Here is a 13,693-nt window from a genome sequence, read left to right as displayed (position 1 = left end):
ATGTTTGATTTTTTGAAAAAAATAGGAAGAAAAAAAGAGATAGAAAAGATTATTTACGATGCAGAGGTACAATCTGGGTATGCCAACATATCTGTAGAAGAAATATACCAAAGGGTAAACAAATATTTAAATTGGCCAGAGCTAGAAGATATAATAGATGGCATAAGCTCTGGTATGAAAAAATCGGAGGTTTACGAACCATACCTTTCTTACGAAGCTATTACTATCATAAAAAACGCAGAAGATAAGTCTTTGCCAGTTTATAGGATTTTAGAAGAACTAAAAAATATAAGCGAGGCTATAGAAAAAGCCAAGTCAAAACTGGTCCAGATGATACTTATGCCAATTTTTACATTTGTTGCAACGGTTATCCTGTCAGACTATGTGCTTCATAGAATAGCTACCACACTTCTTGCTACAAAACTCATCAAAGCTCCTTTCTATCTTCCTTTTCTCATGAAGTTTTTTATACCTATAAACTTTTTCATCTTGGGACTTTTCATATTTTTTGTAGTTGTAAAACCAGATTATACCCCCATTGTGAAGAATATCTTTAAAGAGCTTGAGGGCGTTAGGATATTAAACACTACAAGGCTTTTTTATATGGCCAATATACCAATAGAAGACATCATCTATTATGTGGAAGATACTTCAAAGGGCAACATAAAGAGAGCGTTTTCTTCTGTAGACCCAAACTTAGAAGGATTTTTAGAGGCTTTAACATCTATACTTAGACTAACAGAAATAGCCTCTTTGGAAAGTGCTTTTTATACAGGAAAGTTTAGAGAAACACTTTTTTCTTTGGCAGAAAAAAAGCTAAGAGATTTGGGTGTATTTGTAGAAGGTGTAGCAGCTACAGCAAACGTAGCAGCTTTAGGGCTTATAGTAATACCCCTTATGCTTCTCATAATACCATATTTCCAAATGGCCTTTGAACTTATAAACAAAGTGTCTTCCTTTATTATGAATGCCGGTGGATAAATAAACATAATAAATTGATTGTTTACATGTTATATTTTTATTTATATGGCATTTTATGAAAAGCCTAAAAAGGTTATAAAGTTAGGTACATTTTTGTCAGGCATTGGTATAATATTCTTTTTAAATAAAAATGCTTATCCTGTGGTATATGTAGTGCCTCCAGACATAGATATGTATATGCATCAAACAAATGATGTTTATAAAACCCTTATAGATAACCTTTGTGGTGCTGGCAACAACGGTCAAGGTATTATAAAAGATTGTTTTAAATCTTTATCTTCTTATACAAATTCTGCAGCCTCTTACAGCTTTATACCATTGGCAAATCCAAATATAAATAACATATCTACCACCATAGGAAATGCCAACATAATATCATCTACCATAGCTTTTTCATCTATAACAAACTCTGTGATGGGTTCTAGCACTTACTGCTTTCCAATAGGCAATTCCTCTACGTGTTTTAGTGTAGAAGATTATACCACCATGCAATACCAAACTGTGCTAGTATCTGCAAGTTATCAAAATGGTCAATTTGTTAGCGGCTCTTCCGGAACGGTATGGATGCCTTCTTGTACCTATCATAAGGGCAATCAATCTTTACAAGCTGAATTTATAGTATTTGCACCCACTTCTTGCTCTTACGATTTTTCAAATCCAGGTTCTTCTAACAACGTAGTAGGCGGAAGGGCTACGTGTCCCACAGGTGATAGCGCTAGTACTTGCTATACTATAAGTGCATCTTGTTTTTTTGGGTCTAGCACAAACTCTAGCACAGCAAATGGGCTTTACTATATCAACATGCCAGTTCTTAGCTTTTGCCCCACCTGGAGTGAATCCTGATGTGGTTTATAATAGAAATACTATTGGCTTTATCTATTTTATCTACCGTGCTCACAGGTATTTACTACCTTATCCCAGCTTTTAACAGAAGTACAGATGTTGCAAAATCACAAATAAAATCCATAAACCTAAAAAACGCTTTATTAAACGTATATATGGACATAGCTCAAGCAGAACAAAGCTGTGGTTATACATCATGCCCAGCTACACCACTACCGTGCAACATCTCTTATACAAATGGGGGCATTAGTTTTAGTTACGTAGTAAGCCAAAATCTTAACATAGCTCAAACAATACAAAGCGCTTTTAATCAAGCAGGATGCTCTGTAAGCATATACAGCACAACAATATCTATATTCTGTCCAAGTATTACGGCTTCTAACATAGACTTTTGCTCAAATCCAAATTACGAATCTTACACATTTCTTAATCCTTCACCACCATCAATACCAAGCATCACATTTTATACAATATTACAAGCAAACAACCCTGCAAGCCCTATATCAGCCCCTTATATAGTAGATTATACACCTATCTATCAGTATTATCAAAACCAATCTATATCAAAATTTGAACAAATTGCTTCAGCTATGAAAAACTATGTTTTACAAAGAAGAACCTCAGAAATAGCCAACTCTTGCACATGGAATGGCTCAGAATGGACCGGTGGTATGGAATCCAGCTACGATTTTTACGTACCTTGGATTTTACAAGCTTGCTCAAACTCTCCTAATCTGCTATGCCAAAGCACGCCAAACCCAAGCGTTTGTTCTAACTCTTGTACAAACATCAGCTTATCTCAAAATTGCAGCATAACTACGCTTCTTACAAATATAGGTTTAGCAAGCTCTACAAGTATCGCATACTACTATTACGTGGATGGTTTTGGAAATTCCTTAACTATAATACCTTATGCAAATTTACAAGGCAATCTGGCGGATATACACCCGTCTTTCTCTTACATGAACGAATGCCAAAGCGGTACAAATTGCCCTCCCTTTGCAGGGGTAATCACATTAAGCAATACAAATGCCTCTTGTGTACAATCAGGGTATCCTTACTGTTATCTTCAATTTACATATCCGTAAGAGGTTTTCATGCTTTTTATAACGGTGGCGTTTCTAATAATAGCCATAATGAGTTATGTACTATATCTGGTTTCAAGCACAGTTCCACTTTATCATGCTGTAAACACACCTCCTAACCCACACACTTCTACTTACCATATAATCTCAAGTTTACCAAACAAAACATTAAGCAATGTGAGCACTACAAACTCTATACAAAGTATTGTAAGCTTTTACAAAGATTCCTACGAGCAAGCTTTTATAAACGCCTGCGAAAACGTAAGATGGCTTAGCATTCAAAACAACTGTCCAAATCCAAACGATTTTAATCAAGCTTGGAGTTTTTTACCCTCATTAACAGGGTCGGTATCTTTAATAAAAGGTTACTCTACTCCATTTTCTTGCCAATCTTCAAGCTCTTTTGGTGAATATATACTTTATAGCTCTATATCAGGATTGCAATCAAACACATGTGTGCAATGTTATTACAACCTCACAAACAACGGCGCCATACCATATTCATCGCCTTTACCATACAAATATAACTCGCCTTATGGTACTAATACCGCTCACTCTGTTAGCAGTATGGGAGACCCCTGTGCTATCGGTAGTTTCATCAGTTGTACTTTTATCTGTGGTTAGAAGATAACATGCATTCCAATAGGCCTCTTGCGAGGCCACTGCACCATTGGTAGTTTTATCAGTTATACTTGCGTATGTGGTTAGATATTTTTAAATAGGTCTTTTATAATTTATTCAAAATATGCGCAATTGACAAGCTCATGACAAGTATGTCTTATGTTATACTAAAAATATGAAAACATTGGAAATAAAAGATATACCGTCAAAACTTGTGGATATATTTGAAAAAGGAAAGGAGCTTGGTGCCACCGATTTCCAGCTTATAGCAAACTACATCCCAAGATACGGTATAGCCAAAAGATACGCCATTATACCTGGCATGCATAGGCTTAACACTGACGATGTCATAGAAATCATAGAGCTAACATCAGATGAAAAGAACTGGCGTGATATAATGGCTGAGTATTCTACGTTTGAATATTCTTTTGCCATAAAAAACTACGGTCTTTATAGGGTATCGGTGGCAGAATCTCTTGAAGGCCTTGGGATGGCTATTAGAATACTGTCTTATGAGCTTCCTTCCATTGAAATGGTTAGACTTCCAAAAGAAGTTGTTAATTTTATGAAAGATGCAAGGAGTGGTGTAGTAGTGCATACTGGTGGTACAACTTCTGGTAAATCTACATCTATAGCCGCCGAAATAGGTTTCTTATCGGATATTCACAACGTTGTTATATTAACCTTTGAAAATCCTGTTGAATATAGATTTTTATATAGAAAAGCCACTGTAAGACAATTTAACATACCAACACAGGTTAAAAACTTTCAGCATGCTCTTAAGATAGCCCTAAGAAGCGACCCTTCTATTATACTGTTTGGTGAGGTAAGGTCAGAAGATGAAATAATATCTCTTCTTGATATGGCTGCCCGTGGTCACTTGGTATTTTCCACTTTACACACAAAGAGCGTGAGCGCTACTTTTTCATTGCTAAACCAATTTGGCTCAAAAGAGCTCTTAGGTCTTTTTAGCTCTCAGATAGTAGCTATAATATCTCAATTTTTATATCGCTCAAAAGCTAAAAAGTTTTTACCTATATATGATATACTAGTCCCCAACAAACCCATAAGAACTATGATAGCGGATGGAAACTTCAACGATATAGAAAGAATTAGGCAAGAAGGAAAGATTCAAGGAGGATTTTCAATAACTTTCACTCAAACCGCTAAATTATACCTTCAAAATAGAGAAATAGACGAAGAAGAATTCAACTATATAAGATTAAGAGCTATGGAGTAAGCTATGGAAGACAAAATATTTGTGAAAGGAAAGTATACTACCATAGAAATGTCAAAAGACGAGCTTTTTAGGCTTTTAAAAGAGTTAAAAGAAAGAACAAAAGGGTTAGATTTGCTGGAAGCTTTTGAGATTATGCAAGATTTTCCTGATTTAGATAAATTTAAAGTATTAAGAGACATATACGTACTTGAACTTAGTGGGGCTTTTAAGGAACCAATAAATATAGAAGAACTTTATAAACAAGTTTAAAAGATTTTTTGAACAACGTGTCCTATAAATATATATATCAATGTATGCAATACCCTTGATATAAAGGTAGCTATTATAAATCGGTAAAAAGGAAACTTTAAAATGCCAGACATCCAGCATATAGCTTTGTAGGGTTCTCCTATAAGTATTGCAAATATTCCATATTTATTAAACAAAGCTTCTGCTTTTATATACTGTTTTTGGGATAAAAACATTTTTACAAATCTATCGCCAGCAAAAAATCCAAGCCAGTAAGATACTATAGCTCCCAACACGTTTGAAATAACCCCTACTACGCCTATCATCCAAGGGTTTAAGTCTAATTTTTGACTTACAAGCATAAAAGGTAAGACTGGAACGGGCTGTATGATGCTTTGGGTAAAACCTACAACAAATACCCCAACATAACCATAATGCTTAACAAACTCAAATATATAACTTTGAATACTCACAAAGTCTCATTATACTACTTTTAAAATCCTAAAACTTTTAAATAGCTTGAGTAAGACGTTATCAATAATATTAGTATATTTCTATCAAATAATCTATCAAAATACTTGACAAATTTTCCAAAAGAATTATATTTATATTTAGAAAACTTTGAAAGGAGGTAAGAGCTATGAGAAAAGGTTTGGCAGTTTGGAATCCATTTAGTGAATTGGAAAAGGTAAAGGCAGAGTTTGACAACCTTTTCCAAAATTTGTTGCCTACCGTTTACAGCGGTACAGATATGGCTGTGGTACCAGCCATAGATATTTATGAAACTGACAAAGAGGTGGTAGTAAAAGCTGAGGTACCCGGCGTTAAAAAAGAGGATATAGAAGTGAGCGTAAAAGACAACGTTCTCTACATAAAAGGCGAAAAGAAGGAAGAAAAAGAAGAAAACACCGAAGCTGTCCACAAAGTAGAACGCGTATACGGTAAATTTGAAAGAATGATAACACTTCCTCAAAATATAAAGACTCAAGAAGCAAAAGCTGAGTACAAAGATGGTGTACTAGAAATAAGATTTCCTAAGAAAGAAGAATCTCAAAGCACAAAGATAGATATAGCTTAACACTCAGCAAGCATATAGAAAAAGGGCCGTATCGGCCCTTTTTTATTTTATTCATTTTTAAGGATTTTGGTATATAATATATATGGATAGCCGGAGTGGTGAAATTGGCAGACACGCTATCTTGAGGGGGTAGTCCTCGCAAGAGGGTGCGGGTTCGAGTCCCGCCTCCGGCATATAGTTTTTATTTATTTTGCTTGAGGTGCTTATGATGAATTTTTCTAAAGATGATATACTAAAGGCTTTTTACGAAAGGCACGCCTGTAAGCTTTTCGACGATAAAAAGAAAATTTCAAAGGAAGATTTTGATTTTCTATTAGAGATAGGAAGGTTGTCACCATCTTCTTTTGGAATGGAGCATTGGAAATTTTTAGTTATAACATCCCAAGATTTAAAGGAAAAGTTAAAGCCTGTTTGCTGGAATCAACCACAGATTACTACGTGTAGCCATCTTGTTGCTTATCTTGCCAAAAAATCTTTTCTAAAAAATCCAGATTATTATAGGCCTATGTATGAAAGGAAAAGCGATATTTTTCCAGATAAAGAGCTAAGAGAGAAGGCCATAAAACGCTACGAAAACTTCGTAAACCAGCTTGACGATAAAGCATTAGCTTGTTGGAGTGCAAAACAGTGTTATATAGCTGCTACAAATATGATGAGTGTAGCTGCGATGATAGGCATAGACTCGTGCCCTATAGAAGGGTTTGAAAAGGATAAGGTAGAAGAAATATTGGGTCTTGATACAAAAGATTATGAGATATCCATGTTTGTGGCTTTTGGCTACAGAGTAAACCCACCTTCTAAAAAATATAGACTTCCAATAGAACAACTTGTGGAATACAGATGATAAATAGATTCCCGGTATTCCTTATAATGGAGCGCTTAGAACAAAACCTAAAAGAACAACAAAAAGCTTTGAGTGTATTACTTATAAGCGAAAATAGAATAACTTATGATTTCCTAAACGCCGTTTACGACCTTTTCATGGATACTTTAGGGCTATCCTATACTCTAATAGGTATGATGGATGAAAACATAGATAAATACACAAAAGAGCATATATTTCTCATATCATCTGAAGTGTTGTCTATGTTTAATTTATCTATACCTTATTTAGAAGCAGGCGTCCCGTTTTTTATAGAAGATACTTATATAGACAATTTATCTGTCCAAGAGTTTGTTGGTAGCTTAGCAAGCTATATAGAAAAAGCCATATTGGAAGAAAGCTTTTCAAGAGATTTTATATTGGATTCTTTGGATAAGCTCCTAAGGCATCTTATGTATTTTCAATATGTAAACGAGAAGATACCTCGTTATCTTTAGCTTGTTCTATATATCTAAAGGCATATTTTATGTTAGATATCATATCAAGTGTGCTAAAAGATTCCACATGTCCTTTTTTAGCCGTTATCTCTCCGGCTATACCGTGTAAAAATACACCCAGTTTCAAAGCTTTTGATATAGACATCTTGGATAAGAAAGCACTCAATATACCGCTTAACACATCACCAGTACCCCCTTTTGCCATAGCAGGCATACCCCTTGTAGATACATATACCTTCCCTTCTGTGGCAACAGTGGTTATGGCTCCCTTCAAAACCACCGAACAACCGTAATCTCTATGAAACTCGTAAGATAAATCTATCTGATTTTTTATAACATCTTCTTTAGATATACCAGTAAGCCTTGAAAACTCTCCTATATGGGGTGTTATTACTATATTTTCTTTTTTTAAAAGCTCAAAAACTTTGTAATAAGATATCGTATTTAAAGCATCCGCATCTAAAAGTATAGGTTTGTTAAAATTAGTCAAAATATACTCTATTATGTTAAGTCCTTTTTCATAAACACCAAAACCCATACCCATAGCTAGCGCATCAAATTGACTTAAATCTACACCGTCTAAAGACTCTATATAAAAATCCTTTGATGGAAGTGGGATTTTTATCTGCTCTATCAAATAATTTGAAACACTTAACATAAGCTCTTTTGGTATGCCAGCGTAGACAAGCGAAGCCCCAGCCATTGTAGCCGCCTTTGCGCTCATGCTTATAGCTCCTATATAAGGGCCATTGCCTCCTATCAAAAGAATCTTGCCTTCATTTCCTTTGTGAGTATCCAATTCTCTTTTTGGCAAAAGTGGTTTTACATCTTTTATACTTAAGAGTATTCTTGATTTATTTGGCACACAATTTTCCGGTATAGATATATCTTTTACACGTATCTCTCCTGCATACTTTGAATATGGATACAGTATATGATAAGTTTTAGGATAAGCAAAAGTAACAGTGTAATGGGCTTTTACAAACTTATCAGAAGGAATACCAGATGGAATATCCACCGCTACTATTGTAGAATCAGAGTTATTTATAAAATCTATATAAGGGATAAGCTCATCTTTTAAAGGGGGGTTAAAACCGGTGCCAAAAATACCATCTATTATTACATCGTATCGTTTTTCAGGGAAGCCCTCAAGGGGTTTTATATTTAGATGTTCTAAAATAGAAGACTGTATTTTAAACTCCTCTGTTTGTTTTTGGCTTTTAATAGTTATAAAATCGCAATCTATACCCTTTTGAGAAAGCCATCTTAAGGCCCCCAAAGCATCGGCACCATTGTTACCAGAACCCACCACCGCAAGCACATTTCTTGGTCTTAAACTATAAACGAAATCTGCTATAGCCCTTGAGGCATTTTCCATAAGCACTAAAGAAGGTATACCAACCTTTTCTATGGTACATCTGTCTGCAAGAGCCATCTCCTGAGGTGTTAGTATGTATATCATTTGTCATCCAAAACAGATATGCAAGGAAGCTCTTTTCCTTCTAAAAGCTCTAAAAATGCCCCGCCACCAGTGGAAACAAAATCTATGGCATTTATAACACCCGCTCTTATGATAGCATGGTCAGTATCCCCACCACCTGCTATAGAAAGGGCCTGAGAATGAGCTATAGCCCTAGCTACTTCTAATGTACCGTCTTTAAACCTCTCGTATTCAAAAGCACCCATGGGACCATTCCATACTATTGTTTGAGCAGTACCAATTAGTTCTTTTGCCAAATTTATAGAAACGGGTCCTATATCTAATCCCATATAATCTTGTGGTATCTCTTGCCAAAGCACCGTTTTTATAGGCGTTTTGTCTGATAGCTCTTTTCCTACTACAAAATCTACAGGAAGGTAAAACTTTACACCAAGTTTCTTTGATATGTCTATGATGTCTTCTGCAACATCTATAAGGTCGTTCTCCACAAGGGATTTACCAGTGTCATAACCCATAGCTTTTATAAATGTAAAAGCCATAGCACCGCCTATAAACATCTTATCAACTCTTTTTAAGAGATTTTTTATAACGTTTAATTTTGATGATACCTTTGCTCCCCCTAAAAACGCTACCACAGGCCTTTGAGGATTTATCATAGCCTTTTCAAAGTAAAGAAGTTCCTTTTCTAACAAAAACCCCATACAAGCTGGTTTTAACATTTGGGGTACACAGTAAACGGATGCATGTTTTCTATGACAGGTACCAAAAGCATCCGATACATAAACCTCTCCCAAAGAAGCCAACTTTTTAGAAAACTCCTCATCACACTCTTCCTCTTCTTTATGAAATCTTAGGTTTTCTAACATTATCACATCTTCTGGTTTTGCATTTTTAACGATATTCTCTACTTCTTTACCTACACAGTCTGGAGCCATTACAACGTCTTTGTGTATGTACCTTGAAAGGCGCTTTGCCACAGGTTTTAAAGAATATTTTTCATCAAAACCCTTTGGTCTTCCAAGATGAGACATTAGTATAACTATAGCTTGGGCGTCTAACAAATATTCTATTGTGGGTATAGCCGCTCTTATCCTAGCATCATCTTCTATATTACCCTGATTGTCTATGGGTACGTTAAAATCTACCCTTACTAACACCCTTTTACCTTTTAAGTCTACATCTCTTATGGTTTTCTTGCTTGGCATAAACACCTCCTAATAATATTTATACTAATTATAACCTCAACCTTTGCTTTTTGTGAAAAGAACTAACAATATGGCATTTTAAATGGCTTCAGAACTACAAAGTAAGGTATAATAAAATATCCAACTAAGCTGGAGGCAAGATATGGACGTTTTAGAAATTATGAAAATAATACCACATAGGTACCCACTTTTGTTAGTGGATAAAATACTTGAGATGGAGCTTGGAAAACGCATAGTAGGTCTGAAAAATGTAAGTATGAACGAGCCGTTTTTCCAAGGGCATTTTCCAGGCTATCCTCTTATGCCAGGAGTATATATGCTTGAAGCGATGGCACAGGTAGGGGGGATTCTTATGATAAAAAGTCTTGGGCTTGAAATAGGAAAGTATGCAGTGGTATTTGCAGGCATAGACGAAGCAAGGTTTAAAAGGCCAGTTTATCCCGGAGACCAGCTTATAATGGAGCTAGAAACTATATCTCTTAAAAAAACTATATCAAAGATGAAAGGAGTGGCAAAGGTAAACGACCAAATAGTAGCCGAAGCCATACTTATGGCAGCCGCTAGAGAGCTTGAATCCATCAAAAAATGAGAGTTTTATACACTTTTAACAAACCTTGGCATTACCATATGGCCCTTGATTCTGTTTTACTATCTTTAAAAGCCCAAAACAAAATACCAAACACTTTAAGATTTTTAAGCTTTAATCCAGAATGTATACTAATAGGCTATCATCAAAACCCTAATCAAGAAGTAAATTTAGAGCTTGCAAAGTCCTTAGGTATAGAGATAGGAAGAAGAAGAACCGGTGGAGGCACGATATACTTTAACAAAGAACAGATAGGATGGGAAATAGTAGCCTCTTTAAAGGATTTTAACATAAAAAACTACGAAGAGCTTTCCCAGTATATGTGTGAAAAAGTTGCTAAAGCTTTATCTAAATTTGGAGTAGATGCAAAGTATAGACCGAGAAACGATATTGAGATAAACGGGAAAAAGATATCTGGTACTGGTGGTGTCTTACAAGAAGGAGCATTTTTATACCAAGGTACTATACTTATAGATTTTGACCCAGATAAGATGGCATCACTATTAAAGATACCTTACGAAAAACTTAAAGACAAAAATATATCCTCTGCAAAAGAAAGGGTAACATCTTTAAAACAAGAACTTAACTTTACACCAACTTTTGAAGAAATTGCAAAAGCTATAAAAGATGTCTTTAAAGAATTTGGCTTAGAAGATGGTAGTCTTACAGAAGAAGAAGAGCTTATGTTAGAAAAAGTCTCAAAAGAATTAAACTCCAAAGAATGGGTATTTGCCAACGACAATGTAGATAAATTGATAGATATAAAAACAATAAGGACAAAAGCAGGTACTTTTAAGATAGGTTTTAAAATAGACAAGACAAAAAAACTTTTAGAGTATATTGTGATAAACGGTGATTTTTTCGCCACTCCACCAAGCGCTATAAAAGACTTAGAAAGCTATCTGAAATTTTCATACATCGATGAAATACCTCAAAGAATAAGGGAGTTTTTTAGTAAAAACAACGTCAATATATCTTTTATGACTTATGAAGATTTAACTAACCTTATTTTAAAAGCCCTAAATGAATAAAAATTATGAAAAATACGCAGTAATCCAAAAACATAATGCCGAGTACCTTTTTAATATTGTTAAAAACTTAAAGTATGAATCAGTGTTAGATGTGGGGGCAGGCACTGGTTTTCTAAGTAAATATTTTTATGACTGCATAAGTATTGATATAGATAAAAATCTAAAAACTTACCATAAACATTTTATAGTAGGAGAAGCAGAACGCTTACCATTTAAGGATAGAAGCTTTGATTTGACAATTAGCAATTTCGCAATACATCTTTGTAATGTAGAGTTATCTATAAAAGAAATGATAAGGGTATCAAAGCGATATGTGGCTTGCTCTTTCCCAATAAAAGGAAGCTTAGAAGGATGGATATACGATTTTCCAGAAGAAAATACAGTTTTGGAGCTTTTAAAATCAAAAAACATAAAAGTGCTAGAAAAAACTTTACACCCTATAAAATTTACAAATCTAGAACTACTTAAATTTATAAACAACACTGGGAAACCAAAAAGAGTATATGCAAAGAATTTCATTAGTAAATCACAAATAAAAGATATATTAGTAAAAATAGAAAATCCTTGCTTTATTGTGTTATCATTTTTATTAGAGGTGTGAAGACATGAAAAAATTTTTTGCGATACTGTCTGTGTTTGCCCTTTTGTTTTTTGTGAACTCCTGCGTAAAAAAAAGCAGGATAGAAGAGACCTCTTCATCAAATCAACCATCAAACCAATACCAGCTTAATCTAAACGTACCAGTGCTTGCTCAAATGCAAGATGAGCTTGTTCAAATTGTAAGAAAGGTATCTCCCTCTGTAGTCACAATATTTTCTACTCAAGAGGTAAATGTACCGCTGTTTCCACAAATACCCGGCTTTGATCTTCCCACACCATCTATACCACAAGAAACAAAAGCCCTTGGCTCTGGTGTCATATTTGAATACAATCAAAAAGATGATACATTTTTCATACTAACCAACAATCACGTTATAGCACATAGTAAAAGCGTGGTAGTAAATTTTGGCAACAACGAACAACATAAAGCTACAATAGTAGGGGCTGATCCAAAAACAGATTTGGCAGTACTAAAAGTCAGTGCAAAAGGTATAAAAGACCCAGCCTCTAAAGTAGCCACGTTGGGAAACTCAGATACGTTGCAAGTAGGACAAATCGTATTGGCTATAGGGAACCCTTACGGGTTAGATAGAACTGTTACAATGGGGGTAATATCAGCTTTACATAGAAGCATAGGACTCACTCAATACGAAAACTATATACAAACCGATGCCGCCATAAATCCAGGCAACAGCGGTGGTCCACTTGTAAATATTCAAGGTCAAGTAATAGGTATAAACTCGGCAATGGTTGAAGGTGGTCAAGGACTTGGCTTTGCTATACCCATAAACTTAGCTAAGTGGGTATCTTCGCAAATTATAAAACATGGTTCCGTGACAAGAGGATGGATAGGAGTAATGATACAACAGATAACTCCTAGTTTAGCGAAAGCTTTAAAAGTGCAAAACGGCGCCGTGGTAGTTCAGGTCATGCCAAATGGCCCAGCAGACAAAGCTGGTATAAAGGTAGGAGACGTAATCGTTGGTATAAACAATGAAAACATAAACACAGTTCAACAGCTTCAATTTAAGGTAATGGAGACAAAACCGGGTACTACGCTTACGTTTCATATAGTAAGAGATGGAAAACCAATGGACTTAAAAGTAACTGTAGAAAAAATGCCTTCAAATCCCACAGCCCTAAGCGAAAGTCAAAACGCTACAGCAACAGATCTTGGGATATCGGTAGCGAACTTAAGTCCAAACCAAATGCAAATGTATGGTAGCGGTGTATATGTAGTAAACGTAAACCCTAACAGTCCTGCAGCAAACTCTATAGAACCAGGGGATATAATACTTATGGTAAACAATCATCCAGTAAATTCTGTTTCCGATTTTAAAAATCTTGTTTCTCAATATTCTAAGACTGGTAATGTTTTATTTCTAGTGGCAAGGGGACCACAAAGATTTTATGTAAGTGTACAGACAAGGTGAT

16 protein-coding genes and 1 tRNA gene are annotated in these 13,693 nt (G+C 35.1%); 14 read left to right on the top strand and 3 right to left on the bottom strand.

The window, feature by feature from the left end; translation table 11 throughout:
* The 6 genes from ACYQZV_RS03750 (at nucleotide 1) to ACYQZV_RS03725 (ending at nucleotide 5,019) form a co-directional block, all read left to right on the top strand.
* On the top strand, nucleotides 1-981 hold the full coding sequence (locus ACYQZV_RS03750) for a hypothetical protein (protein WP_459893343.1): 981 nt from the start codon (nucleotides 1-3) through the stop codon (nucleotides 979-981).
* 45 nt (nucleotides 982-1,026) lie between these two features.
* A complete protein-coding gene (locus tag ACYQZV_RS03745; RefSeq protein ID WP_459893341.1) occupies nucleotides 1,027-1,824 on the top strand; it encodes a hypothetical protein in 798 nt (265 codons plus the stop codon).
* Nucleotides 1,824-2,912, top strand: a complete 1,089-nt coding sequence (locus ACYQZV_RS03740) for a hypothetical protein (protein WP_459893339.1) — start codon at nucleotides 1,824-1,826, stop codon at nucleotides 2,910-2,912. The genes ACYQZV_RS03745 and ACYQZV_RS03740 overlap by 1 nt, the downstream gene beginning before the upstream one ends.
* Before the next feature lie 9 nt (nucleotides 2,913-2,921).
* Nucleotides 2,922-3,533 (top strand): hypothetical protein, encoded by a 612-nt coding sequence (locus tag ACYQZV_RS03735; protein WP_459893337.1) that lies wholly within the window; start codon nucleotides 2,922-2,924, stop codon nucleotides 3,531-3,533.
* 172 nt (nucleotides 3,534-3,705) lie between these two features.
* Complete coding sequence (locus ACYQZV_RS03730; RefSeq protein ID WP_459893335.1) at nucleotides 3,706-4,770, top strand: ATPase, T2SS/T4P/T4SS family; 1,065 nt, start codon at nucleotides 3,706-3,708, stop codon at nucleotides 4,768-4,770.
* Between the two features lie 3 nt (nucleotides 4,771-4,773).
* Nucleotides 4,774-5,019, top strand: a complete 246-nt coding sequence (locus ACYQZV_RS03725) for a hypothetical protein (protein ID WP_459893333.1) — start codon at nucleotides 4,774-4,776, stop codon at nucleotides 5,017-5,019.
* Here the strand turns inward: ACYQZV_RS03725 and ACYQZV_RS03720 are convergent.
* On the bottom strand, nucleotides 5,016-5,471 hold the full coding sequence (locus tag ACYQZV_RS03720; RefSeq protein ID WP_459893331.1) for a YqaA family protein: 456 nt from the start codon (nucleotides 5,469-5,471) through the stop codon (nucleotides 5,016-5,018). The two genes, ACYQZV_RS03725 and ACYQZV_RS03720, sit on opposite strands and share 4 nt — an antisense overlap.
* 167 nt (nucleotides 5,472-5,638) lie before the next feature.
* Here ACYQZV_RS03720 and ACYQZV_RS03715 point away from each other — a divergent pair, with 167 nt between their 5' ends.
* The 4 genes from ACYQZV_RS03715 to ACYQZV_RS03700 all read left to right on the top strand — a co-directional run bounded on the left by ACYQZV_RS03715 (nucleotide 5,639) and on the right by ACYQZV_RS03700 (nucleotide 7,396).
* Entirely contained in the window at nucleotides 5,639-6,076 is a 438-nt protein-coding gene (locus ACYQZV_RS03715; protein ID WP_459893329.1) for an Hsp20/alpha crystallin family protein, read from the top strand.
* An 89-nt stretch (nucleotides 6,077-6,165) separates the two neighbouring features.
* Nucleotides 6,166-6,249 (top strand) — tRNA-Leu (locus ACYQZV_RS03710).
* A gap of 32 nt (nucleotides 6,250-6,281) precedes the next feature.
* Nucleotides 6,282-6,920: an NAD(P)H-dependent oxidoreductase gene (locus tag ACYQZV_RS03705; RefSeq protein WP_459893327.1), complete on the top strand. Its 639-nt coding sequence runs from the start codon at nucleotides 6,282-6,284 to the stop codon at nucleotides 6,918-6,920.
* Entirely contained in the window at nucleotides 6,917-7,396 is a 480-nt protein-coding gene (locus ACYQZV_RS03700) for a hypothetical protein (RefSeq protein ID WP_459893325.1), read from the top strand. The genes ACYQZV_RS03705 and ACYQZV_RS03700 overlap by 4 nt, the downstream gene beginning before the upstream one ends.
* Here ACYQZV_RS03700 and ACYQZV_RS03695 read toward each other — a convergent pair.
* Together ACYQZV_RS03695 and ACYQZV_RS03690 are read right to left on the bottom strand one after the other, a co-directional pair.
* Nucleotides 7,350-8,858, bottom strand: coding sequence for an NAD(P)H-hydrate dehydratase (locus ACYQZV_RS03695; RefSeq protein WP_459893323.1), 1,509 nt, complete (start codon nucleotides 8,856-8,858; stop codon nucleotides 7,350-7,352). The two genes, ACYQZV_RS03700 and ACYQZV_RS03695, sit on opposite strands and share 47 nt — an antisense overlap.
* Nucleotides 8,855-10,042 (bottom strand): phosphoglycerate kinase, encoded by a 1,188-nt coding sequence (locus ACYQZV_RS03690; protein WP_459893321.1) that lies wholly within the window; start codon nucleotides 10,040-10,042, stop codon nucleotides 8,855-8,857. Before ACYQZV_RS03690 ends, ACYQZV_RS03695 begins: the two co-directional genes overlap by 4 nt.
* A gap of 142 nt (nucleotides 10,043-10,184) precedes the next feature.
* Here ACYQZV_RS03690 and fabZ point away from each other — a divergent pair, with 142 nt between their 5' ends.
* Genes fabZ through ACYQZV_RS03670 form a run of 4 tightly spaced genes read left to right on the top strand, consistent with a single transcriptional unit; the run spans nucleotide 10,185 to nucleotide 13,692 of the window.
* Entirely contained in the window at nucleotides 10,185-10,631 is a 447-nt protein-coding gene (gene fabZ, locus ACYQZV_RS03685) for a 3-hydroxyacyl-ACP dehydratase FabZ (protein ID WP_459893319.1), read from the top strand.
* A 38-nt stretch (nucleotides 10,632-10,669) separates the two neighbouring features.
* Nucleotides 10,670-11,659 carry a lipoate--protein ligase family protein gene (locus tag ACYQZV_RS03680; RefSeq protein WP_459893317.1) on the top strand — a complete coding sequence of 330 codons (990 nt, stop codon included), beginning with the start codon at nucleotides 10,670-10,672 and terminating at the stop codon, nucleotides 11,657-11,659.
* Nucleotides 11,652-12,260 carry a methyltransferase domain-containing protein gene (locus tag ACYQZV_RS03675; protein ID WP_459893315.1) on the top strand — a complete coding sequence of 203 codons (609 nt, stop codon included), beginning with the start codon at nucleotides 11,652-11,654 and terminating at the stop codon, nucleotides 12,258-12,260. The genes ACYQZV_RS03680 and ACYQZV_RS03675 overlap by 8 nt, the downstream gene beginning before the upstream one ends.
* A gap of 4 nt (nucleotides 12,261-12,264) precedes the next feature.
* Nucleotides 12,265-13,692 carry a Do family serine endopeptidase gene (locus ACYQZV_RS03670; RefSeq protein ID WP_459893313.1) on the top strand — a complete coding sequence of 476 codons (1,428 nt, stop codon included), beginning with the start codon at nucleotides 12,265-12,267 and terminating at the stop codon, nucleotides 13,690-13,692.
* Nucleotide 13,693: the final 1 nt, after the last annotated feature.

It is taken from the genome of Hydrogenobaculum acidophilum (genome assembly GCF_054656715.1).
This window is presented reverse-complemented; position numbering and strand designations above follow the sequence as displayed.